The sequence below is a fragment of the Martinezella multihospitum genome, assembly GCF_900094585.1.
Taxonomy (GTDB): domain Bacteria; phylum Pseudomonadota; class Alphaproteobacteria; order Rhizobiales; family Rhizobiaceae; genus Rhizobium; species Rhizobium multihospitium.
Genome location: NZ_FMAG01000006.1, coordinates 322,027 through 344,073, shown reverse-complemented (window position 1 = coordinate 344,073; position 22,047 = coordinate 322,027). Strand labels below are relative to the sequence as shown.

The 22,047-nt window shown below is 57.7% G+C and carries 19 protein-coding genes and 2 tRNA genes; 12 read left to right on the top strand and 9 right to left on the bottom strand.

Features of this window, described 5'->3' with window-relative positions:
* Positions 1-67: 67 nt before the first annotated feature.
* Positions 68-1,420 carry an extracellular solute-binding protein gene (locus GA0061103_RS24525; protein ID WP_092715753.1) on the bottom strand — a complete coding sequence of 451 codons (1,353 nt, stop codon included), beginning with the start codon at positions 1,418-1,420 and terminating at the stop codon, positions 68-70.
* Between the two features lie 327 nt (positions 1,421-1,747).
* Here GA0061103_RS24525 and GA0061103_RS24520 point away from each other — a divergent pair, with 327 nt between their 5' ends.
* Entirely contained in the window at positions 1,748-2,305 is a 558-nt protein-coding gene (locus GA0061103_RS24520) for a sugar O-acetyltransferase (RefSeq protein ID WP_092715751.1), read from the top strand.
* Between the two features lie 113 nt (positions 2,306-2,418).
* Here the strand turns inward: GA0061103_RS24520 and GA0061103_RS24515 are convergent, their stop codons facing one another.
* Positions 2,419-2,730: a hypothetical protein gene (locus tag GA0061103_RS24515; protein WP_092715908.1), complete on the bottom strand. Its 312-nt coding sequence runs from the start codon at positions 2,728-2,730 to the stop codon at positions 2,419-2,421.
* Positions 2,731-2,846: 116 nt separating this feature from the next.
* Here GA0061103_RS24515 and GA0061103_RS24510 point away from each other — a divergent pair.
* The 3 genes from GA0061103_RS24510 to GA0061103_RS24500 all read left to right on the top strand — a co-directional run bounded on the left by GA0061103_RS24510 (position 2,847) and on the right by GA0061103_RS24500 (position 4,119).
* Positions 2,847-2,921 (top strand) — tRNA-Asn (locus GA0061103_RS24510).
* Positions 2,922-3,218: 297 nt separating this feature from the next.
* Entirely contained in the window at positions 3,219-3,623 is a 405-nt protein-coding gene (locus tag GA0061103_RS24505) for a DoxX family protein (protein WP_092715906.1), read from the top strand.
* A 310-nt stretch (positions 3,624-3,933) separates the two neighbouring features.
* A complete protein-coding gene (locus GA0061103_RS24500) occupies positions 3,934-4,119 on the top strand; it encodes a hypothetical protein (protein ID WP_092715749.1) in 186 nt (61 codons plus the stop codon).
* 198 nt (positions 4,120-4,317) lie between these two features.
* On the opposite strand, the gene GA0061103_RS35135 is transcribed toward GA0061103_RS24500, so the two are convergent.
* From GA0061103_RS35135 to GA0061103_RS24485, 3 genes are all read right to left on the bottom strand, one after another.
* On the bottom strand, positions 4,318-4,485 hold the full coding sequence (locus GA0061103_RS35135; RefSeq protein ID WP_167376643.1) for a hypothetical protein: 168 nt from the start codon (positions 4,483-4,485) through the stop codon (positions 4,318-4,320).
* Positions 4,486-4,823: 338 nt separating this feature from the next.
* Entirely contained in the window at positions 4,824-5,930 is a 1,107-nt protein-coding gene (locus tag GA0061103_RS24490) for a porin (RefSeq protein ID WP_092715745.1), read from the bottom strand.
* An 832-nt stretch (positions 5,931-6,762) separates the two neighbouring features.
* Positions 6,763-7,215, bottom strand: a complete 453-nt coding sequence (locus GA0061103_RS24485; RefSeq protein WP_092715743.1) for an acetyltransferase — start codon at positions 7,213-7,215, stop codon at positions 6,763-6,765.
* 315 nt (positions 7,216-7,530) lie between these two features.
* Between GA0061103_RS24485 and GA0061103_RS24480 the strand changes: the two genes are divergently transcribed.
* A tRNA-Cys gene (locus tag GA0061103_RS24480) sits at positions 7,531-7,604 on the top strand.
* Positions 7,605-7,869: 265 nt separating this feature from the next.
* Here GA0061103_RS24480 and GA0061103_RS35130 read toward each other — a convergent pair.
* Both GA0061103_RS35130 and GA0061103_RS24475 read right to left on the bottom strand, forming a co-directional pair.
* A complete protein-coding gene (locus GA0061103_RS35130; RefSeq protein WP_167376642.1) occupies positions 7,870-8,010 on the bottom strand; it encodes a hypothetical protein in 141 nt (46 codons plus the stop codon).
* 507 nt (positions 8,011-8,517) lie between these two features.
* Positions 8,518-8,958, bottom strand: coding sequence for a Rap1a/Tai family immunity protein (locus GA0061103_RS24475; RefSeq protein ID WP_092715741.1), 441 nt, complete (start codon positions 8,956-8,958; stop codon positions 8,518-8,520).
* A 454-nt stretch (positions 8,959-9,412) separates the two neighbouring features.
* On the opposite strand from GA0061103_RS24475, the gene GA0061103_RS24470 reads away from it, so the two are divergent.
* From GA0061103_RS24470 to exoR, 5 genes are all read left to right on the top strand, one after another.
* Positions 9,413-10,063: a protein-L-isoaspartate O-methyltransferase family protein gene (locus GA0061103_RS24470; RefSeq protein WP_092715739.1), complete on the top strand. Its 651-nt coding sequence runs from the start codon at positions 9,413-9,415 to the stop codon at positions 10,061-10,063.
* 246 nt (positions 10,064-10,309) lie between these two features.
* Positions 10,310-11,182, top strand: coding sequence for a PopZ family protein (locus GA0061103_RS24465; RefSeq protein ID WP_167376641.1), 873 nt, complete (start codon positions 10,310-10,312; stop codon positions 11,180-11,182).
* Positions 11,183-11,304: 122 nt separating this feature from the next.
* Positions 11,305-14,148 carry a valine--tRNA ligase gene (locus tag GA0061103_RS24460; protein WP_092715735.1) on the top strand — a complete coding sequence of 948 codons (2,844 nt, stop codon included), beginning with the start codon at positions 11,305-11,307 and terminating at the stop codon, positions 14,146-14,148.
* 472 nt (positions 14,149-14,620) lie between these two features.
* Positions 14,621-15,880: an OmpP1/FadL family transporter gene (locus GA0061103_RS24455; RefSeq protein WP_092715734.1), complete on the top strand. Its 1,260-nt coding sequence runs from the start codon at positions 14,621-14,623 to the stop codon at positions 15,878-15,880.
* 683 nt (positions 15,881-16,563) lie between these two features.
* On the top strand, positions 16,564-17,367 hold the full coding sequence (exoR, locus tag GA0061103_RS24450; protein WP_092715732.1) for an exopolysaccharide production regulator ExoR: 804 nt from the start codon (positions 16,564-16,566) through the stop codon (positions 17,365-17,367).
* Between the two features lie 60 nt (positions 17,368-17,427).
* On the opposite strand, the gene xth is transcribed toward exoR, so the two are convergent.
* Positions 17,428-18,219 (bottom strand): exodeoxyribonuclease III, encoded by a 792-nt coding sequence (xth, locus tag GA0061103_RS24445; protein ID WP_092715730.1) that lies wholly within the window; start codon positions 18,217-18,219, stop codon positions 17,428-17,430.
* A 129-nt stretch (positions 18,220-18,348) separates the two neighbouring features.
* Positions 18,349-18,681, bottom strand: a complete 333-nt coding sequence (erpA, locus tag GA0061103_RS24440; protein WP_069611967.1) for an iron-sulfur cluster insertion protein ErpA — start codon at positions 18,679-18,681, stop codon at positions 18,349-18,351.
* Between the two features lie 307 nt (positions 18,682-18,988).
* On the opposite strand from erpA, the gene GA0061103_RS24435 reads away from it, so the two are divergent.
* Positions 18,989-20,206: a deoxyguanosinetriphosphate triphosphohydrolase gene (locus GA0061103_RS24435; RefSeq protein WP_092715728.1), complete on the top strand. Its 1,218-nt coding sequence runs from the start codon at positions 18,989-18,991 to the stop codon at positions 20,204-20,206.
* Between the two features lie 56 nt (positions 20,207-20,262).
* Positions 20,263-22,023, top strand: a complete 1,761-nt coding sequence (gene argS / locus GA0061103_RS24430) for an arginine--tRNA ligase (RefSeq protein ID WP_092715904.1) — start codon at positions 20,263-20,265, stop codon at positions 22,021-22,023.
* The last annotated feature ends 24 nt before the right edge of the window (positions 22,024-22,047 follow it).

Below are 22,047 nucleotides of genomic sequence, written 5' to 3'. Positions count from 1 at the left end.
CTTGCTCTCATAACGAACGTCCGCCGGGAAAATCTCGGCGGACGCTGTTTGCTAAGAGTTCCGCCGATTACGGCAGCTGCTTGCCCTTGTAGGTGGCTTCGAAGCGGTCGAGGACGGCGTCGCCGTTCTTGACGAGGTTGTCGATGCCTTCCTGGACGCTGACCTTGTTGGCGAAGATGGCCTGCATTTGGTTGCCGAATTCAGCGCGGATCTGCGTGAAGTTGCCGAGGCGGACGCCGCGGGTGATCGGGGTCGGCTCGGAAGCGGTCAAGCTGGCGATAGCGACTTCGCGGCCCTTATAAGGAGCCTTGTCGTAGAAGCCGGAGGACTTCATGAATTCGAAGCCGGACTTCGTAACCGGAATGTAGCCGGTGTTGGTCGACCAGAAGAGAGCGGTTTCCGGCTTGGCGATGAAGTTCAGGAACGCAGCAGCGCCCTTGTATTCGTCAGAGGACTTGCCCGAGAGAACCCAGAGCGAAGCGCCGCCGACGAGCGAATTCTTGCGCTCGGTGCCCGCGTAAACCGGAAGTTCGGCAACATCCCAGTTCATGCCAGCCTTCTGGGTCTTGGTGACAGTGCCATGGTCGCCGACCGAGGTCATGATCATCTGGCAATCGCCCGCAGCGAAGGCCTGAACCATGTCCTGACCGAGGTCCTTGGACTTGATCTTGACGAGGCCCTGGTCGTACCAGCTCTTGAGATCCGTGACATACTTGACGAACTTGGTCTTGTTGACGGTCAGACGAGCATCGAGACCATCATAGCCGTTGTTCTTCGTGGCAACCGGCTGGTCATGGATAGCAGAGAACTGCTCCATCAGCTGCCAGCTTTCGTTGCCGGAGATGTTGATGGCCATCGGGCAATCATAGCCGGCGCCCTTCAGAGCCTTCATGTCTTCGGCAGCTTCTTCCCAGGTCTTCGGAGCGGCAGTCTTGCCGATCTTGGCGAAGGCGTCCTTGTTCCAGTAGAGCAGGGCGGTCGAGGAGTTGAAGGGGAAGGAAAGCAGCTCGCCCTTGGAGGTGGCGTAGTAGCGGGCGATGCCCGGGAAGTAGTTGTTCCAGTCGACCTTGTAGTTGTTCTCGGCCATCAGCTTGTCGACCGGGTAGTAGGCGCCCGAAAGCATCATCGTTGCCGTACCGACATCATAGACCTGAACGATCGTCGGCTGCTTGCCGGCGCGGAAGGCGGCAATGGTGTTCTGCAGAGCGGCGTCGTAGTTGCCCTGGCTGACGCAGGAAACTTCATAATCCTTCTGGGAGTCGTTGAAGTTCTTGCACATGGTCTCAACGACGCGCTGCAGGTCGCCCGACAGGCCGAACCAGAAATCGAACTTGACCGGAGCAGCGGCAGCCGGCATGGCGAGCGCTACGCTCATGACGCCGGCTGTTGCAGCCGAAATGAGGTTTTTAAGTTTAGACATAATCCCTATTTCCTTTTTGAAAGCTCGGAACCGGTGGTCTTGCGCAAGTCCGCGGTAGCGCGGGTTATAGACAAGCTGTGTGACAGTTTGTTGAGGGCAAGAATCCCGCATTGACGGGCTTTTTCACAAGGGTAGCGGCTTTGCGGAGCAGCGCTCATTGCAGGATCGTGCATTTGAGATTTTGCTAATCAAGGGGTGTGGGCCGCGCGTGTTCGCCCATAGATTGTTGATCGGCTAAGAAGACACGATGGTCTTTCTTGCGTGTGCCCTGAGCGGTGTTGCAAGATCGCCGAGGGCAAGTTCGGAAGGCATTGGAGGAATGAGAATATGAGTCTCAGCGAGCGGCAGAAAATGGCGGCGGGGGAGTGGTACTGCTGTTTGGATCCGGAGCTCGACGCCCTGCGCTGGCGGGCGCGCGAGGCTGTGCACGCACACAACACAATGCCGCCCGCCCAACGCGGCAATCTTGCGCCGGCTTTGTCTGCGCTCTTTGCCGACATCGGCGAAGGCGTCTTCATCGAGGCGCCGTTTCATTGCTCTTATGGTATCAATATCTCGCTCGGCCGCCGGGTCTATATGAACGCCGGCTGCACGATCCTCGACAGCGCCAGCGTCCGCATTGGCGACGGCAGCATGCTGGGGCCGGGCGTCCATATCTATTGCGCCGAACATCATAAGGACGCCGAATTGCGCGGGGCGGGTCTGGAAGTCGCCCGGCCAGTGACGATCGGCAGAAGCGTCTGGATCGGCGGCGGCGCGATCCTTGTCGGCGGCGTATCGGTGGGGGACGGCGCGATCATCGGCGCCGGCGCGGTCGTCACCAGGGATGTTGCCGCCGGTACGACGGTTGTCGGCAATCCGGCTCGTCCCGTTCGTGCGGAATAGGAAGAGAGCTTCGAGCATGTCGCGCAAAAGTGGGCAGCGGCTTTGCGAGAACGACATGCGCAAAATCAAAGATCTAAAGCGCGGGAAGCGGATCTGAAGGATCGCGACGCTCTTTAGTTTGCCGGGCGGCGTTTTCGCGTCCACCATACGGCGAAGCGGCGGCGCCAGCGGCGCACCGTAGGCATATCGTGCGAGAGCACGATGAAGCCCAATGGCAGCATCCAGAAGCCGAGCACCGGCAGAAAGCCGAGCAATCCGCCGAAAATGAGCGCTATCCCCACGCCAACGCGGGCAAGGCGCGATCGCGGCAGAGGAATTCTCACCGAGCCGAAAACAAGCTCGCGCGTTGAAGGATCAATGCCAAAACGGCGGGTTTTCCGGCCATTTCGATCGGCATTTGCTGTCGTTTCGCTTTGATCGGTCATCCACAGGAAATGGTGGCGCGAGGAAATAATGCAAGAGAATGCGATTTTTTTGAAAAAACCGCTTGGCAAATCGGGAAAGCATTTGTATTACCCCGCTCACACCGCGCCAAGCGCATTCCCTGGTAGCTCAGCGGTAGAGCATTCGACTGTTAATCGACAGGTCGCCGGTTCGAATCCGGCCCGGGGAGCCACTCTTCTTCTACAAAACTGAAGCTGGTATCGGCGCTAGCGCGCACGATTGATTTAATCCTGCGTCTGTAATTCTCAAAGCTGATGAGCGTGGCCGGGCTTATAGCAGCACATTTTTGCAGTTTTATTGCACATGCCCCGCGGCATTGACTTCGGCCGAGACCCGTTCGGTTCGAAGGCCGTATCTTCGTTGACCTGTCTTTCCCATTCATGCCAGATTGCCGCCGCTTGTCAGCCAGGCGTCAATGCCGGCCGGCAATCGGGGGATGTGGACCAGTTCTGGCGCATTGGGGGACAAGATGGCTGAGAATGCGAGTTTTCGTGGTGGAATGGCGCTGGGATGGGTTCTGAGCGCAATCGTGATACTTGCGTTTGCTGCCGATGCGGCTGTTGATCTCTTTGCACCGTCGTTGGTCAGCGGGCAGATGGAGGAGACTGGCTTCTCAACCGGTCTGGCAACACCGGTCGGCATGATCATCCTTGTCTGCGTCGTTCTTTACGCAATTCCGCGCACGGCAGTCCTTGGAGCAGTCCTTACAACCGGTTTCCTCGGCGGCGCTATTTGCGCCCATTTCCGTCTCGGAGAAATCGGGTCTCCGCCACAACTTATCAGTTTATTGCTCGGCGTCATGACGTGGGGTGGCCTTTATCTTCGCGACGAACGTGTTCGGCGCTTGCTTCCCCTTCGTTCGGTGAGTGACTGAAAATCCGCGCATACCTCATTCAGACATTTTGCAGCGCAATAACAATATCTTGCACCGCACCTTTCTCGGCACGGGACGGCGAATGGTAGCGGGCTAATGAGATTGTGCCAACATGATACATCCACGGTTTTCGAGAGTCCGCAGAGGCGGTTCTTGGGCGGATATATGTGGTATTTCTGAAAAAACTAGTTCAAGGTATGGTTGCTTTCGCGAATGTGAGAGCATGTTCATGTGCCGTTAATGCGATGCGGCGCATGAACGTAATGCGCGATCCGCGCAGCATAGTCCCCCAATGCTTTAGAGGTTCGACATGAAAAATCTGATTCTTGCTTCTGCAGTAGCTGTGGCGTCGGTCTTTGCCTTCAGCGTGCCGTCCGAGGCCGCTCCGATGCATCATCATCGTCATCACCAGTATCATCATCACTGCCATGTGAAGAAGGTAAAGCGCAAGGTTCATGGACGCTGGGTTGTCCGCCATGTGCGCGTCTGCCGCTGATCGGAAGACTTAGGAACCGGCGCAGGTTCCTCTTAAACCGATACGGCCGCTGCCGGGGTTCCGGTGGCGGCCGTATTGTTTGCGTTATACCTCGAAATGACGCGCTGCCTACGTCTGGCGTGAGTTTGGCAGCCGGCATATCAGTTACGATATGCCGGCTGGTCGTGGTGCTCGCGCACTAAGGCCGAATCTCGAATATCACGCCGCCGTGGCGGCGATGATGATAGCGACGGTCGTCCGGCCACCTGTCATCCCAATGACGGCGGCGATCCCAGCCGCGGTCACCATGCCAATGACGGCGATCGCGATCGCGCCAGCGGGGACGATCGTCATTACCCCATCGGCGCGATCCTTGCTCTTGCACAAGGATGAGATCCGACGCGCGCGATATGGATGGACTGCTCGGCGGCGCGGCCATCGCGGGCAGGGCGGCGGGTAGCGCGGAGCCTATGGCCAGCGTCACACTCAAGGCGAGTGAAGCAAGGTGGTGTTTCAAGGTTCTAACTCCTGTATTCAGCCATGTCCCTTTTCATCGCTAAACGCCAGGGCAGCGACTAGGTTCCCCTTTTCGTTGACTGGGGCGCCTGTGACACGCGTATTGATCGCAGGAGGAGCCGCTAATTGCGGAAGTTACCATAAAAAAGGGGGCCGGCAGGGAAAGCCGGCCCCCTTCCTTCTCTGATCGGAGGTCAAGTCTGATCAGGTTAGAAGTTGCGTTCGAAGCGCAGGATGCCCGAAACGGTGTCGTCGTGGGCATAGTCATAGTGAACGTAGGTCAGTTCCGGCTCGACCAGGAGGTTCTTGACCGGGTTGAACTTCAGGTTCGTGGTCGCTTCGAAGATCTTCGAGTCGCTGTAGGCGAGCTGCAGGTTCCACTTCAGCTTGTCGTTGAACGGAACGCCAACGCCGCCCCAAACAGCCCAGTCACCCCAGCCGCACTTCGATGCATTGACGGTACCGTTCGGTGCCGTGCAAGCGGAGACGTCCTGGTTGGTGCCTGCATACTTGTTGAGCTTGTCGCCATCGGTGTTCCAGCCGCCCATCAAGAAGGCCGTGAATGCGCCGAAGTCAGCATCGACGCGAGCCTTGATAGCGCCCTGTTCGACGATCGAGTCATAGCCGCCGACGACCTTGAAGCCCCATGCACCGGACTTGAAGCCGGCACCAGCAACAACGTCAGGAGCGTAGTGGTTGGTCTTGTCGTCCGTCCACCAGCTTGCACCGTAAGATGCCGAGCCGGTCGTGGCAGAGTTGGAATCTTCGAGCGAGATCACAGCCGAGAAGCCGTTGCCGCCGTCATATTCATAGGTCAACTGGTTGAGTTCGTACGGGCCGTCATAGATCACGTCGTCGTTGATGACGTCGCCGGCGTAACCCATGTAAAGGTTGTACTGCGAGTCCTTTTTGCCAACCGTGAAGCCGCCGAGGCTGATGTAGGACCACAGCAGGTTGGTGGAGGTGGAGCCGCCGTCGTTCCAGTCCCAACGAACGATGGTTTCGGTCTTCAGCGGACCGTATTCGGTGTCGGTTGCGGTGTCGACGTTCAACTCAGCACGGGTGTGCCAGAGCGTGCCCTGATGGCTGTCGCGGTTGTAAGCGTTGTACCATTCACCTTCCGTACGAACCTTGCCGCCGATCTTGAGGCAGGTTTCGGTGCCCGGGATGAAGAAGTAGCCAGCGCCGTATGCGTCGCAGATACGGACGTATTCCAGCGGCTCCGGCTCAGCTGCTACAATAGCGTCAGCCGCGTGAGCACCGGATACTGCTGCCAGGGCAGCAGCGGAGCCGAGAAGAAGGCTCTTGATGTTCATAATAACTCCAATCTTTCTTGATTGGGCATGAGATATCGCGCCGAGAAACGACGTGCCCAACCCCATCCCGTTCATGTTCCCTATCAGTAGGTGCGAAGTAGTAAGCTCCGCGAACTATTTCCTGAACCTGCTTCAGTGATTTGGCAAGATACTAAGGGTATGGAACTATATGTGCACTACTTGAAAACCGGCGTTGTTGCAAAAATGACGCAATTCACGGGGGTATCTGATCCCGGCTTGTTTTCCATCCCATTTGGATGGCTTGTGTTCTAACAGCCCGGAAAACGGCTAAGTCTCCGGCTGTTAAGGCGATACGCGCTGATTTGGGGCGGGCGAGGGCAGGAAGCCGCAGCCATATGATTATGCTCAATCCTGAGACCGGGCGCAGCCGATTGCCCGCAATCTGGATGGCAGCGCCGAGTCGCGGCTCTTTTGAGTCGCGACTATTGAAACGATTCTCAGGCAGAAAAACCTGTAGCGGCGCGCATCACTCTATAGAAGAGAAGGTAAGAGACCGTCTGGCAATCGCACTTCGTTGCGATTCGGCTGCCGGGCGCCTGGCCGTGGTGCGTCCGACGACATTACTGGGGGCGTAGTCTCGTCGGACGCGGCACTGTCCGGTCCGTGGGTGGCGTACAAACCGGTAGAGTTCATTCTAGCATCTACCATAGGTTTCTATAACCTACCTGAATGGGCTGGCAGCGCCGACCTCCTGATAGGACGGCTGCGCCCCGATCCGGCGATGATCTTTTAGTCTTCAATTTCCACCGGTTCGCCAAAATCCAGGATGATCGCCAGAGCTCCCGAAATGGCGGTCATCGGCAGCTGCGCCTCATGGCGCTGTCGGTCTTTGCCATCGCAAATGAAGGATCGGGTAGGGCCGACCCTGATCGTCGACATCGGCGCTCCCTGTCACCATGAACCCGAGCCGCTCGTAAAAGCCGACAGCGCCCACATTCTGCTCGTTAACGTCGACGGTGACGACATCTTTTCCAGCACGGAAGCCGTCGAAAAGCAGACGTCCCAAGCCCGCACCTCTGCTGTCGGCATGTATGAAGAGCGAATCGATATGGTTCTCGGTCGCTCCCAGGAAGCCATGCGGCACATTATTGGCATCCACCGCCACCGTGAACTCTGCATTCGGCAAATAGTCTTCCAAGACCGTCCTCGCAATCGCTTCACGGTCTGACGCATCGAGAAAATCATGGGTGGCTTCGACGGAGGTGCGCCAAATCTCATAATTGCGCGCGATGTCGTCGGGTGTTGCTGGCCGCAGCAAGAACATGTCTGAATTCTCAATATGCTGCTCGAAATTTCAGCATGCTGTTTAATATTCCCGCGCCGCCGCGTAAAGGCTGTGTGGTTTTGAGTTTCGCAACTATTTCGTGCGTCACTCCGGTTCGGCCGATATAAGTCGTATCTGCGACGCTCCCGCAGCCCTGCGCGCAATGCGTTTCATTACCCGCATTGACAGCTGTGCAAGAGCAGTAGGCAATTCTCTCTTCAGAATGAAAAAAGGACAGAATTCAGAATAAGCCTCTTGCGGTTTTCTTTGGATCATTCTAAATCCGCGCCACCACAACGCAAATTGCTTTCGGATGGCCTCGTGGCGGAGTGGTTACGCAGAGGACTGCAAATCCTTGCACCCCGGTTCGATTCCGGGCGAGGCCTCCATCTTCTCTTAAATCCCCAATAGATATCTGATTTTTCTACTGAATTTTCAGGGATGGCAATTTGAACCTGAATCATTCAGCCACATCGAAGTTAAGTGTGGCAATCCGTTCTATGTTCAGTTTTCCGTCTCATCGGCTGCCAGCAGCGATTTGGTGCCTATCCCATTTCCCCAAATCTTGGCGTCCTTCCATCCATGGGTAGTCCCAAGTCTGCCGGCCCAGTGCACAGGATGGCGGTAGCGGCGTTCGATCTTCGAAATTCTCTATTAGGTAAACATTACAAGCAACCCGATGCCGAGCAGCGCCAGAGCACCGAAGATCGGCAGTAGTCGAATCATAGTCAGGCGGACAAGCTTCTTGCGCTCGACTGATGTCAGCGCAAGCCACCGCGACTTCGGTAACGACATTGATACTCCCCATCCCCGTCTCAGCGTCGCATTCGAAACTGAACTGACGCTTAAGGTATTGAGGAGTTATGGGAGTTGAGGACGGCGGGTGCCGGCGCTTCAGCTTCGGCATTGCTCAAGCGGCAATACAATCGGACGCCGATCCGGTTCGGTGCCGAAAGTGCGAAGCAAATGGATAGAGAGTTGGCGCTTCCATAAAAGCAAAAGCGGTCCAGTCTAGGGAAAAAACTGGGCCGCCTTTTGCTGGACTAGAGGTCAATCAAATTCAGCGTCCTAATTATAAGGTGTACTTAGTAGTTGTCAACGCAAATGCGATGTAACGCCTTCGCACATCAAGTTTCGCGCTCTTTGGCCTGACTGAGATCTTCGCTCGAGCTGCCGGTTCCGTTGCGCATTTGGTCCGCGATATCGGCGGGCAGGGGCATGGTCGCTTTGGATGTTTCTCAATCCCCAGCGAAAGTTTTAGCTGTCTCGCGACGGTTCTTAGCCGCCATTGCGGGCGAATGACTATTCCTCAAGGCAGGGAAAGGCAAATTTGTAGGCGCGTGCGATCAGCGAGCTGGCAGGCCGCTCGAGCTGCCAGGAGTGCTCTGCCATCCATTTGCAGGCGGTTGCTGTCGCCTTTGCATTATTGAGATCGGGCGGCAGGCAGAAAGCGCCGACGAACTGTTGAAGATAGCGCTCGTAGCGCGATGAGTTTTTCGGTGTCTGCTTAGTCGCCCGGATCGTCAGGTTCTTCGTTCGCTGGGCCTCATCGAGAATGCCCTGGATATAGACCGAGGCGAGCGTTCGGTCCTCTTCGCACCATTCGTCGAGCTGCTTTCCGGTAACGACATGTCCGATGATCGGGGCTGTCTCCTTCGGCTCATCCTCGCTTGACGTTTCCTCGCTCAACGCGACCTGGGGTAAGAGAAGGAGAAGCGCTGCGACGAAGAGCGAAAGCCTCATTCGGAAAACCTACATCATCGAGGAAAGACTCGCGGCCAGAAAAACCACCAGCGGCAGCGACGTTACGACGAAAAGAACAAGAGAAACAGGCATCCCAGCCACCTTCTATTCAAATTTAATGTTTGGGCCGAATAGCTTCGGGCCGGAAGGTTGATTGGTCACCACACCCGGGCGGGGTCCAATGTCCTGAAGCGTGGTCGCGTGAAGTTAACATTTTGCTAACGAGCGTCCCGGTCCGGGGCATGGCGGATTTGTAAGGTGTCGCACAAATCCTGGGTGCCGAAAGGCGCCGGCTCGCATTTAAGGGGTCGATTGTTGTTCGTCGGCGACGCCTGAGCATGAATCTCGGCGCCTGTTGCGGCAATGCCTTGAAAGCGCAGCGTCAGGCGATTAAGACACGCGTAACAGAAAGTAGAGCCAGCCCGTTCGGGCACCAAGGGCGCAAGAGGATAAGATGGATTTCGAAGCAGCGCGCGTGAAGATGGTCGAGAACCAGATCCGGACGACGGATGTCACCTCCCATTCCGTGTTGAATGCGTTTTTCGCCGTACCGCGCGAAAACTTCGTGCCGGAGAAGTCGAAGCTCCTGGCCTATGTCGATTGCGATATCGAGGTCGCTCCCGGGCGTTTCCTCATGGAAGCCTCGCCGCTAGCAAAGTTGCTGCAGCTCGGCGCCATCACCAAGGACGACAAGGTTCTCGATGTCGGCTGTGGCACGGGCTATGTCTCCGCCGTCCTGTCGCTGGTCGCCGGCAAGGTTATCGCACTTGAATCCAATGAGGAACTTGCGGCTCAGGCGAAGGCCAATCTTGCCGCGCTTGGCTACGACAACGTGACCGTCGTCGGCGGGGATCTTGAAAAGGGTCATGCCGGCAATGCACCCTACGATGTGATTTTCCTCAACGGCTCGATCGAGCAGTTGCCGCAGGGCTTGCTTGACCAGCTCGGCGAAGACGGCCGCCTGATCACGGTCATCGGCTATGGCCACGCCGCGCGCGCGACTGTTTTCATGCGCGAACGTGGCGCCTTTTCCGAAAACGTCTTCTTCAACGCCTCGATCAAGCCGCTTCCGGGCTTTGCCAAGGCCAAGGAATTCGTCTTCTGATTTCCTGAACGACCTGTTTTTTGAGCTTGCGACGGGCGCCTTTTGGCGCCTGTTTTTTATTGTCGCTGCCTGTGGCAGAATCGCGCTTAGCAGAGCGATTCGTCGTGATCGTAACAAAACTGTGCATCACCGGGTTTAGTGCTTTTCAGGTGATTTTTTTCCCGAAGACAGTCATCTAGGGTGGCCCTGATTCGGGTGCCGCTTGTTGAGTTTCCGGTCGCTGAATATGGGAAAACGGGGATGAATATGGCTCAGCCAAATGTAGTGCGTGAACCGTCCATGGAAGAGATCCTGGCGTCGATCCGCAGGATCATCGAAAGCAACGAACCCGTAGGCGCCAAGCCGACTCCCGCGACACATTTTGCCGGCTCCGGCATGCGCGACGACGACATTCAATTGACTGTGGATGAAGAGTTCGCTGCCGCTGATCGCGCGCGTGCAGCCGAACAGGACCCTCGTTTCGTTGCGGCAAACTCGCAGATGCCCGTTGCCGAGCCGGAAGCTGCCGGCCGCGGTCTGTCGTTGGCCGATGTTGCCGCGCGTGTGCGTGCCGCCTCCGAGCGCAATACCGCCGCATTACTGAATGCCGGGCGCGAGCCGCCGCAGCCGCGCGAGCTGCCGCCGGCCATGGCTGCGCGCCTTGCCGAGGTGAATGTCGCGCCGATCGCCGACGCCCCCCTGAGACAGGCCATTACAGATGTTGCCGCGCCGGTTGCTCAGCCTGTTGTGCGGGTGGTGGCCGAGGTTGAACCTGAGATGGAAGAGCAGAGGCCGATGGCTGCCTCTGTGGCGCCTCAGGTCGCAGCACCCGTCGAGGCACCAATTTTTGAGGCGTCGGAACTAACAGTTGCCGTGGAAGGGGAGCCAGCATCCTTGCCATCGGCCCAGGCCGTATCCGTATCGCCGCTGATGTCGGAAGCCGCTGGCGCGCAGGTTTCCCGCTCGTTCGAAGAACTGGCTGCCATCGTCGATGGCGCTCCGCGCCGTTCGCTCGATGAGCTGGCGCAGGAGATGCTCCGGCCCATGCTGCAAGAGTGGCTCGACGACAACTTGCCCACTCTCGTCGAGCGTCTCGTGCGCGAGGAAATCGAGCGAGTGGCCCGCGGCCCGCGCCGCTGACAAGCCTGAGCTTCAGGTAACCGATCCGCCGCTCCGGGCTTCGGGGCGGCTTTTTTATTGACTTGCCCACGGCCATCCTATTTACAACCCGCATCACCCAATTCTCTAGATCCGGTCAAAAAATGCTCGACAAAACATATGATTCCGCCACCGTCGAACCGAAGATCGCCCAAAAATGGGATGAGGCCGACGCCTTTCGCGCCGGTGCGAACGCCAAGCCGGGCGCGGAAACCTTCACCATCGTCATCCCGCCGCCGAACGTGACCGGTTCGCTGCACATGGGTCATGCGCTGAACAACACGCTGCAAGACATCATGGTGCGGTTCGAGCGCATGCGCGGCAAGGACGTTCTCTGGCAGCCGGGCATGGACCATGCCGGCATCGCCACGCAGATGGTCGTCGAGCGTCGTCTCGCCGAGCGCCAGCAGCCGGATCGGCGCAAGATGGGCCGCGAAGCCTTCATCGAGAAGATCTGGGAATGGAAGGCCGAATCGGGCGGGTTGATCTTCAATCAGCTGAAGCGCCTCGGCGCGTCCTGCGACTGGTCGCGCGAGCGCTTCACCATGGACGAGGGCCTGTCCAAGGCCGTTCTTGAAGTCTTCGTCACGCTCTACAAGGAAGGCCTGATCTACAAGGACAAGCGCCTCGTCAATTGGGATCCGAAACTGCTGACGGCGATCTCCGATATGGAGGTCGAGCAGCACGAAGTGAAGGGCAACCTCTGGCATCTGCGCTATCCGCTGGAGCCGGGTGTTAGCTATCAATATCCGATCGCCTTCGACGAGGAAGGCAAGCCGACCGAATTCGAAACGCGCGATTACATCGTCGTTGCGACGACGCGCCCGGAAACGATGCTCGGCGATACCGGCATTGCGGTCAATCCGGAAGACGAGCGCTATCGCGGCATTGTCGGCAAGCATGTCATCTTGCCGATTGTCGGTCGCAGGATTCCGATCGTCGCCGATTCCTATGCCGATCCGACCGCCGGCACCGGCGCGGTGAAGATTACGCCTGCCCATGATTTCAACGACTTCGAGGTCGGAAAGCGGGCGGGGCTGCGCTCGATCAATGTCATGAACGTCGATGCCTCCATCACCATCAAGGACAACGAGGATTTCCTCGAAGGCCTCGATAATCCCGCGGCGCTGCACGGCGCTTGGGACGAGCTGGAAGGCAAGGATCGCTTCGAGGCACGCAAGATCATCGTTCGCATCTTCGAAGAGGCTGATCTGCTCGACAAGATCGAGCCGCATACGCATGCCGTGCCGCATGGCGATCGCGGCGGCGTGCCGATCGAGCCGCGCCTGACGGAACAATGGTTCGTCGATAACAAGACGTTGGGACAGCCCGCGCTGGAATCCGTGCGCGAGGGCAGAACCAAGTTCGTCCCCAGAAATTGGGAAAACACCTATTTCAACTGGCTCGAAAATATCGAGCCGTGGTGCATTTCCCGCCAGCTTTGGTGGGGCCATCAAATTCCGGCATGGTACGGGCCGGATGGCCAGGTCTTCGTCGAGAAGACCGAAGAAGAAGCACTGCAGGCTGCGATCCAGCATTATCTCTCGCATGAAGGGCCGATGAAGGCCTATGTCGAAGATCTGCTGGAAAACTTCAAGCCGGGCGAAATCCTGACGCGCGACGAAGACGTGCTGGACACCTGGTTCTCGTCGGCGCTTTGGCCGTTCTCGACGCTCGGCTGGCCAGACGAGACGCCGGAGCTTGCTCGTTACTATCCGACGAATCTCCTCGTTACCGGCTTCGATATCATCCCGTTCTGGGTCGTTCGCATGATGCAGATGGGTCTGCATTTCATGAAGGACGAGAACGGCAATCCGGTCGAGCCATTCAGCACCGTCTATATTCACGCCCTGGTGCGCGACAAGAACGGGCAGAAGATGTCGAAGTCGAAGGGCAACGTCATCGATCCGCTTGAGCTGATCGACCAGTACGGTGCCGATTCGCTCCGTTTTACCCTGGCGATCATGGCCGCGCAGGGCCGCGACGTGAAGCTCGATCCGGCCCGCATCGCCGGTTACCGCAACTTCGGCACCAAGCTTTGGAACGCCACGCGCTTTGCCGAGATGAACGGCGCCAAGAGCGATCCGCATTTCGTGCCGGAAGCCGCCGAACTCACCGTCAACCGCTGGATCTTGACGGAACTGGCGCGCGCGGAGCGCGATGTCACCGAGGCGCTGGAAAGCTTCCGCTTCAACGATGCCGCAGGTGCTCTCTACCGCTTCATCTGGAATCAGTTCTGCGACTGGTATCTTGAGCTCTTGAAGCCGATCTTCAGTGGTGAAGACGAGAACGCCAAGGCGGAAGCTCAGTCCTGCGCCGCCTATGTTCTCGAAGAGACCTACAAGCTCCTGCATCCGTTCATGCCCTTCATGACCGAGGAGCTCTGGGCGCACACGGCAGGCGAGGGGCAGGAGCGTGAAGGCCTGATCTGCCACGCGGATTGGCCGGCGCCGTCCTATGCCGACAACGTCGCCGCCGATGAAATCAATTGGCTGATCGATCTTGTTTCCGGCATTCGCTCTGTTCGTTCGGAAATGAACGTGCCGCCGGCTGCGACGGCGCCATTGGTTGTCGTCGATGCCAATAGCCTGACGCGCGAGCGCCTCTTCCGTCATGATGCCGCCATCAAGCGGCTGGCGCGCGTGGAAGCGGTTTCGCTTGCCGATACGGCACCGAAGGGTGCGGCTCAGATCGTCGTCGGCGAGGCGACGGTCTGCCTGCCGCTTGGCAGTCTCATCGATCTCTCCGCGGAGAAAGCGCGCCTCGAAAAGGCGATCGCCAAGAACGATCAGGAGATCGCCCGCATTGCCGGCAAGCTTTCGAACGAGAAGTTCGTTGCCAATGCCAATCCGGACGTCGTCGCCGCCGAGCGCGAGCGCCTCGGCGAACTCGAGGGGCAGCAGTCGAGCCTCAAGGTGGCTCTGGCCCGGGTCAGCGAAGCCGGCTAGGACACGCGTGCGATCAAAGGTGAGAAGCACAAGAAGCGAAGCTGAGAAATCGCGATTCGCTTGAAGAAGTAGAGATCTGTGATCGAGAAAGGCACGCGGTGTTCGCCGCGTGCCTTTTTGTTTATTCCCTATCGATTCGATGGGATTGACTGGATCTAACGCCCCATATCCGCCGTCAGTTTCGCACAGGCGAAACAGATTACCCCTAAAGCTGTCGGACACGCTCGAAAAGCAAAACTGTTGTCATATTGTAACAGAATTGTTGCTGTGAAGAATGAGAATCTATCAGGGGCCTAAAATGCTATTTCGAAAGAAAAAATTACCTACACCGATAGATTTTCAGAGGCGGCGTTCGTTTTCTTACGTAAATCAATCACTCTCTTACGTGGTCGGTGTTCTTATGCGCCACATTGCCAATTCACGCGATCATCGCAACAATCAAACCAATGAATGCACCTGTGGGGGAGATACAATGGCATTTTCTGTTGCGCTGAGGGGCGCACTTACATTCGTTATCAGCTCGTCTTTCGCCAGCGCTGCCTTTGCGGGCGGCCTTGATCGTGGCGGCTATGATATTGATCTGCTCTTCGACAAGGGCCGTTACGTGTTCGAGTCTGGCGTTACTTACGTCATGCCTGACCGTAAACTGAAGAATGCCAAGGATATCAATCCGGCTGACGGCAATCTCAATAACCGTAGCCGTTCGACGGATGCATCGGAAAATTACGCCATTCCTTATGCCGCCTTCAAGATCGGCATCACCGATGATCTCGACTGCATGGCCGATTATTCGCAGCCGTTCGGCGGCCACCTCAATGAAGGTGCAAATTGGGCCGGCGCCAATAACGAAACCGAAGTCAAGGTTCGCACGAACAACTACTCGGCCACCTGCTCGTACAAGTTCGATGCGGGTCCGGGTCAGCTACGCCTGATCGGCGGCGGCTTCTATCAGGAAGTCAGCGGCTACAAGTCGCGCCTCGTCTACGCCACTCCGGCCCCGATTTCCGCCATTTACAACGGCATGGGTTCGCTTGATATCGACGGTCACGGCTGGGGCTGGCGCGCCGGTATCGCCTACGAAATTCCGGAATATGCCTTCCGCACGAGCCTCGTCTACAACAGCCGGGTCAAATACGACAACCTGAAGGGTAGCGTCGACCTGACCGAGGTACCGCCGCCTGTTGTCCCCGGTTTCGGTGGCAAGGTAACGTCCGTTTTCGGCTCGGCCGATGCTCCCGACTCCCTGGAATGGAAGGTACAGACCGGTATCGCGCCGGATTGGCTGGCCTTCGGCTCGGTCAAGTGGACGAACTGGAGCATCCTGCAGAGCATCGCGCTCTGCCCGAGTTCTACGCGCAGCATATCCTGCAGGGCCAACGGCCCCACCGAGCTGACTTCGCTCGACTTGCTGTACAAGGACGGCTGGACGATTACCGGCGGTGTTGGGCACAAGTTCAATGACAAATGGAGCGGCGCCGTCAGCCTGACCTGGGATCGCGGTACGAGCGACGGCTATGGCATGAACTCCGATACATGGACCCTTGGCGCGGGCGTGGCCTACAAGGCGACCGAGCATGTTCAGTTCAATTTCGGCGGCGCTCTCGGCCTCATGACGTCAGGTAAATCCGGACCGGTCACACGCGGCGGTGTCGTCTACGGCAATGATGCGACCTATAGCTTCGGCAATGACTTGGTCGCCGCTCTTCAGACATCGGTGAAAGTCAGCTTCTGACGATAAGCCATTGAATTGAAGGAGCTTATTGACGGATCCTTCACTTTATCATCGACGTCGCGAGCTTTTCCGAGTCTCGCGACGTTTCTTTGTCTGATCGGTAAAAGGCGGAACGCAAACCGCATCTTTTGCCTGATTTATGGTTAAAGAAATCTCAAGTCCGATAAAATCTTTGTGACGTATTAGCAACACTCTATTTCAAGACATTGCAGCCACGTGATCAGATTACAATTTGTCCATTTCCCGCCACAAATGGGGAGCAGCGATTACGTGGGCACAGGGGCAAGCCTTGTAGAAAGTGCGTAAGCGGTCGATGGGTGAATTTCCACTTTGGCATAAGCAACAATTCGGGATCGGAGCCGCGATGCTTCCGACGCAGCCGAAAACGCGTTGTCTGCCAAGGAAAGTCGTCAGCCGGCCGATCTTTGGGCTCCATCATCGGAGGGCGAATGAGGGCGCTGCTTCGATGGTGGGATGCGATAGCGGCCGCACAAATGCTGGTTTGGACATAATTGCAAGCTATGCTCGCAATTGTGGCAAACAGCATCGGTTGGATGCCACAGGAAACGCCTTTTCGAAGGACGATCCAGTCTCGTGCGCCATCAGGGAAAACATTCGTGAAGCTGGCGGCGTTTATGCAAGTGCCGCGACAGGTCCGAATGGAGCGAAAGAAATCGACTGTTATGTTTAAGTCCGAGTTCATATCAGCGAGAGTCATGATGCTCAGCCTGTCCCTTGCCACTGCGGTGGTGCTGGCGGGTCAAGCCAAGGCATTCGATATCAATGCCGGCGTCACCAAGGAATCAGGTCCGTTCGATCTCTTCAAGTTCGGCTTCAAGGCCTACAAGAACGGGCAGAAGGAAGAGGCGGTCGAAGCCTATCGTTATGCCGCCGAAAAAGGCCATACCGGCTCCCGTTGGGCCTTGGCCAATATGTATGCCGATGGCGACGGCGTGGCGCAGAACGATTTCGAAGCCTTCAAGATCTATAGCGAGATCGCCCAGCAGGGTGTGGAACCGGGTTCGGAAGACACTGGCTTCTTCATCAATGCGCTGCTGGCGCTCGCGAGCTATTACAAGACCGGCATCCCCAACAGCCCGGTGAAGATCGACCTCAACCAGGCCCGGCAGCTCTATTTCCAGGTGGCATCGACCTTCGGCGTTCCGGAAGCGCAGTTCCAGCTGGCGCAGATGATGCTGTCAGGCGAGGGCGGCGCCACCAATGTTCAGCAGGCCAAGAAATGGCTGAACCAGGCCCGCAAGAGCGGCCATCCGGGCGCCATGGCCGTATTCGGCAATATCCTGTTCCAGGAAGGCCAATCGATCCGCGGCCTGGCCTTCATGACCGCAGCGCTCGACAAGTGCAAGCCGAAGGACTGCAGCTGGATGGAAGACATGCAGGAGCAGGCCTTCTCCATCGCCAACGAGAACGATCGCCGTGTGGCGGTCTCCATGGCCCATCAGCTTGACGTTGCCGGCTCAGATTGATCGCCGCTTTACTGACGCCGTCGTTGCTGAGGGCACGCCATGTGCTTGCAGCTGAGCGGACTAGTCCCCGAAATCGAGGTGCGCGATCACAGGCACGTGGTCCGACGGTTTTTCCCAGGCGCGCACATGTTTCTCGATTGCCGTTGCGGTGAGGCGATCGGCAGCCTCGGGCGACAGCATCAGATGGTCGATGCGGATGCCGTTGTTTTTCGGCCAAGCGCCGGCCTGATAATCCCAGAATGAATAAAGCTTGATTGCATCTGTCGTCGCGCGCACCGCATCGGTAAAGCCGAGATGTTCGAGCTGACGGAAGGACTGGCGCGTCTGCGGCAGGAAGAGGGCATCGCTCTCCCAGACCTTCGGGTCGAAACAATCATGTGGTTCCGGGATGACGTTGTAGTCGCCGGCGAGTACCAGAGGCTCCTCCAAGGCCAGACGATCCAAGGCGAATTTGCGCAGCCGCTCCATCCAGGCGAGCTTGTAGGGGTATTTTTCCGTATCGACCGGATTGCCGTTCGGCAGATAGAGGCAGCAGACCCGCAAGGCGCCGTGTCCTTCGACGGAGAAGACCGCCTCGATGAAGCGGGCCTGTTCGTCGCTATCGTCGCCTGGTAAACCGCGCGTCACCTCATCCGGTTTGGTCTTCGAGAGAATCGCTACGCCGTTGAAGCCTTTCTGCCCGTGCGTTTCGACGTGATAGCCAAGCGCCTCGATCTCCAGACGCGGAAAGCCTTCGTCGACCGTCTTGATTTCCTGCAGGCAGACGATGTCCGGATTCGAGTCCTTCAGCCATTGGCAGAGGTTCTCGATACGCGCTTTGACGCCGTTGATGTTCCAGGTGGCGATTTTCATGGGCGGCTCATTCCTTTGCTTCACCCTGTTGTATCCGCAGCCGATCGGCTTGACTACAGCCCATATGAAAACCGGCCCGGAGCGAAGGCTCCCGGCCGGTCATCAAATTGTGGAAAAAGAGGATAGGGATCAGATCGCGAAACTGGTGCCGCATCCGCAGCTTGCCACCGCATTCGGATTCTTGATCTGAAAGGATTGGCCGAGCAGATTGTCGACGAAATCGATCTCCGAGCCTGCCATGTAGACCAGCGACAACTGATCGATCAGGACGGTCGCATTGTCCTTTTCGACGACGATATCGTCATCCTCGGGGCCTTCAACGAGATCGAACTTATAGGAAAAACCCGAACAGCCGCCGCCTTCGACGGCAACGCGAAGGGCGCGCTTTCCGGCATCCGCGCCGACGATAGCAGCGATTCGCTTGGCCGCAGCATCCGATAGGGTAACACTTGTCTCAGTCATATCTTCCTCCTGCCGGGGTCAAGATCCGGAGAGAACCAATAAGCCGTCGAACTTTCAAACGGCTGATATCCGTAGCCTTTATCATGAAAGTCAGGCCGGTGACAGCTATGGTTTCGTGGTTGAGCCACACACCATTTTGCTGTTTTCTTGTCTATAGGTATGAAGGCCGCAAAGCGGCGTCAATGGGCTGGAATGACGAAGAGCGGACATGCGTCCGCGTCGCCGGGCAGAGCCGGGGGACCGATTGCAGGGAAACGACTGTCGCGCTGATGGCGGTGCGGGAGCCAAATGCCGGAATGGATTGATAATGACGATTGATACGCATGCATTGGGTTTCGGGTACGGGGAAAAGGCAGCCTATGCGACTAATCCCTGGGAGTCGCGTGGTAGGCTCTACGAAGAAGGATCGAGCCCGACACGCTCCGAATTCCAGCGCGACCGCGACCGGATCGTCCACACGACCGCTTTCCGGCGGCTGAAGCACAAGACGCAGGTCTTTATCGCCCAGGACGGCGATCATTATCGCACCCGGCTGACGCATACGATCGAGGTTGCTCAGATTGCCCGCGCCCTGGCGCGAGCTCTGAAGCTGGATGAAGATCTGGCGGAGGGCGTAGCGCTGGTTCACGATTTCGGCCACACGCCTTTCGGTCATACCGGCGAGGATGCGTTGCATGAAGTGCTGCTGCCCTATGGCGGCTTCGATCATAACGCTCAGTCCCTGCGCATTGTCACCAAGCTCGAGCGCCGCTATGCCGATTTCGACGGGCTTAACCTCACCTGGGAGACGCTGGAAGGCCTGGTCAAGCACAACGGCCCGTTGATGACGCCAGACGGCAAGGGCATTCGCGGGCCTGTGCCGCAGCCGATCCTCGACTATTGCGAGATCCATGATCTCGAAATCGCCTCCTATGCCAGCCTGGAGGCGCAGGTCGCCGCGATCGCCGATGATATTGCCTATAATACTCACGATATCGATGACGGCCTGCGCGCCGGTTATCTGACGTTCGACATGTTGGAGGAGGTGCCGTTCCTCTCCGGGCTGATGGCCGAGGTGAGGGCGCGCTATCCGCATCTGGAGCCGAGCCGCTTCACGCACGAGATCATGCGCCGCCAGATCACCCGCATGGTCGAGGATGTCATTGCCGTTTCGCAGCAGGCGCTCGCCGAAATCAAGCCAGGCAATGTGGCCGACATTCGTGCCGCTGGCCGAATCATCGCGACCTTCTCGCCTGAGATGGCTGAAACCGACAAGCTGATCAAACAGATGCTCTTCAAGCGCATCTACCGTCATCCCGACATCATGCGTATCCGTGCCGGCGCGGCGCAGATCGTCACCGATCTTTTCCACGCCTATATGGAAAATCCCAGGGAGATGCAGAGCCACTACTGGGTGGATCATATTGCCGGGCTCGCAATCGCCCCCAAGGCAAGGCATGTCGGCGACTATCTGGCCGGGATGACGGACACCTATGCCATCAGCGCCCACAAGCGCCTGTTTGACCAGACTCCCGATTTGCGGTAGGCAGCGGCGGCGTCGGGCCGATAGCGGCTTGCCGAAGCTAATGCGTGGACAATATGATGAACCTTTTCACCGACTTCGAAGTAAGAATTAAGAACGCTCTCGAACAAATTGATATTGTACGAGAAAAGCGATCGGAAGTCGACTTCGGACGTATCGGCGTGGAACCGCCCCGAGATGCCAGTCATGGCGATGTCGCCACCAATGCGGCCATGGTTCTGTCCAAGCCGCTGGGCACGAATCCGCGTGCGCTTGCCGAAATCATCGTCGCCAAGCTGAAGGAAGATGCCGACGTCGCAGAGGTTTCGGTCGCAGGCCCCGGCTTCATCAATATCCGTCTTTCGGTCGGCTACTGGCAGCGGCTGCTGTCGACGATGATCTCCGAGGGTGAGAAGTTCGGCCGTTCAAAGCTCGGCGAGGGGCAGAAGGTCAATGTCGAGTATGTCTCGGCCAATCCGACCGGGCCGATGCATGTCGGCCATTGCCGCGGTGCCGTCGTCGGCGATGCGCTGGCGAATTTGCTGGCCTTCTCCGGCTATGAGGTTACCAAGGAATATTACATCAACGATGCCGGCTCGCAGATCGACGTGCTGGCGCGCTCCGTCTTCATTCGCTATCGCGAAGCGCTTGGCGAGCAGGTGGGCGAGATCCCGGCGGGTCTCTATCCTGGCGATTATCTGGTTCCGGTCGGTGAGGCGCTGGCCAAGGAATTCGGCACCAAGCTGCGCGGCATGCCGGAAGACCAGTGGCTTCCGATCGTCAAGGATCGTGCTATTGACGCGATGATGGCGATGATCAGGGAAGATCTGGAGGCGCTCAACGTCCATCACGACGTGTTCTTCTCCGAGCGCACCTTGCATGCCAACGGTGCGGCACTGATCCGCACCGCGATCAACGACCTGACCTTCAAGGGCTATGTCTACAAGGGCGCGCTGCCGCCGCCGAAGGGGCAACTGCCGGAAGATTGGGAAGATCGCGAGCAGACGCTCTTCCGCTCGACGGAAGTGGGCGACGATATCGACCGTCCGCTGATCAAGTCGGACGGCTCCTATACTTACTTCGCTGCCGACGTTGCTTACTTCAAGAACAAGTTCGACCGCGGCTTCAATGAGATGATCTACATCCTCGGCGCCGACCACGGTGGTTACGTCAAGCGGTTGGAGGCGGTCGCCCGCGGCGTTTCGGATGGTGCTGCGAAGCTGACGGTGCTGCTGTGTCAGCTCGTCAAGCTCTATCGCAATGGCGAGCCGGTGAAGATGTCGAAGCGCTCGGGCGATTTCGTCACGCTGCGCGAAGTCGTCGATGAAGTCGGCCGCGATTCGGTGCGCTTCATGATGCTTTACCGGAAGAATTCCGAGCCTCTGGATTTCGATTTCGCCAAGGTTACAGAGCAGTCGAAGGACAATCCGGTCTTCTATGTGCAGTATGCGCATGCCCGCTGCATGTCGGTCTTCCGTCAGGCCAAGGAGGCTTTCCCGGACCTCGATATTGCCTCGCTCGACCTGTCGAAAGCCGTCCTCGGCGCCATCTCCGATCCGACCGAGCTTCAGTTGGTTGCGAAGATTGCGGAATTCCCGCGAATCATCGAAGCTGCGGCACAGTCTCAAGAGCCGCATCGCATCGCTTTTTATCTTTACGATTTGGCCAGTTCCTTCCATGGACACTGGAATAAAGGTAAAGATTTACCGGAATTACGTTTTGTTAACGATAAGAACCGAGAATTGAGCATTGCCAGACTTGGGCTGGTGTACGCTGTCGCGTCGGTTTTGAAGTCGGGTCTTGGTATAACCGGGACCGCAGCACCGGACGAAATGCGATAAACGTCACCATTTACCCACATTGCG

Coding starts and splice junctions, on each gene's coding strand:
- GA0061103_RS24525 (WP_092715753.1), bottom strand. CDS start 1,420: ATGTCTAAACTTAAAAACCTCATTTCGGCTGCAACAGCCGGCGTCATG.
- GA0061103_RS24520 (WP_092715751.1), top strand. CDS start 1,748: ATGAGTCTCAGCGAGCGGCAGAAAATGGCGGCGGGGGAGTGGTACTGC.
- GA0061103_RS24515 (WP_092715908.1), bottom strand. CDS start 2,730: ATGACCGATCAAAGCGAAACGACAGCAAATGCCGATCGAAATGGCCGG.
- GA0061103_RS24505 (WP_092715906.1), top strand. CDS start 3,219: ATGGCTGAGAATGCGAGTTTTCGTGGTGGAATGGCGCTGGGATGGGTT.
- GA0061103_RS24500 (WP_092715749.1), top strand. CDS start 3,934: ATGAAAAATCTGATTCTTGCTTCTGCAGTAGCTGTGGCGTCGGTCTTT.
- GA0061103_RS24490 (WP_092715745.1), bottom strand. CDS start 5,930: ATGAACATCAAGAGCCTTCTTCTCGGCTCCGCTGCTGCCCTGGCAGCA.
- GA0061103_RS24485 (WP_092715743.1), bottom strand. CDS start 7,215: ATGTTCTTGCTGCGGCCAGCAACACCCGACGACATCGCGCGCAATTAT.
- GA0061103_RS35130 (WP_167376642.1), bottom strand. CDS start 8,010: ATGTCGTTACCGAAGTCGCGGTGGCTTGCGCTGACATCAGTCGAGCGC.
- GA0061103_RS24475 (WP_092715741.1), bottom strand. CDS start 8,958: ATGAGGCTTTCGCTCTTCGTCGCAGCGCTTCTCCTTCTCTTACCCCAG.
- GA0061103_RS24470 (WP_092715739.1), top strand. CDS start 9,413: ATGGATTTCGAAGCAGCGCGCGTGAAGATGGTCGAGAACCAGATCCGG.
- GA0061103_RS24465 (WP_167376641.1), top strand. CDS start 10,310: ATGGCTCAGCCAAATGTAGTGCGTGAACCGTCCATGGAAGAGATCCTG.
- GA0061103_RS24460 (WP_092715735.1), top strand. CDS start 11,305: ATGCTCGACAAAACATATGATTCCGCCACCGTCGAACCGAAGATCGCC.
- GA0061103_RS24455 (WP_092715734.1), top strand. CDS start 14,621: ATGGCATTTTCTGTTGCGCTGAGGGGCGCACTTACATTCGTTATCAGC.
- exoR (WP_092715732.1), top strand. CDS start 16,564: ATGTTTAAGTCCGAGTTCATATCAGCGAGAGTCATGATGCTCAGCCTG.
- xth (WP_092715730.1), bottom strand. CDS start 18,219: ATGAAAATCGCCACCTGGAACATCAACGGCGTCAAAGCGCGTATCGAG.
- erpA (WP_069611967.1), bottom strand. CDS start 18,681: ATGACTGAGACAAGTGTTACCCTATCGGATGCTGCGGCCAAGCGAATC.
- GA0061103_RS24435 (WP_092715728.1), top strand. CDS start 18,989: ATGACGATTGATACGCATGCATTGGGTTTCGGGTACGGGGAAAAGGCA.
- argS (WP_092715904.1), top strand. CDS start 20,263: ATGAACCTTTTCACCGACTTCGAAGTAAGAATTAAGAACGCTCTCGAA.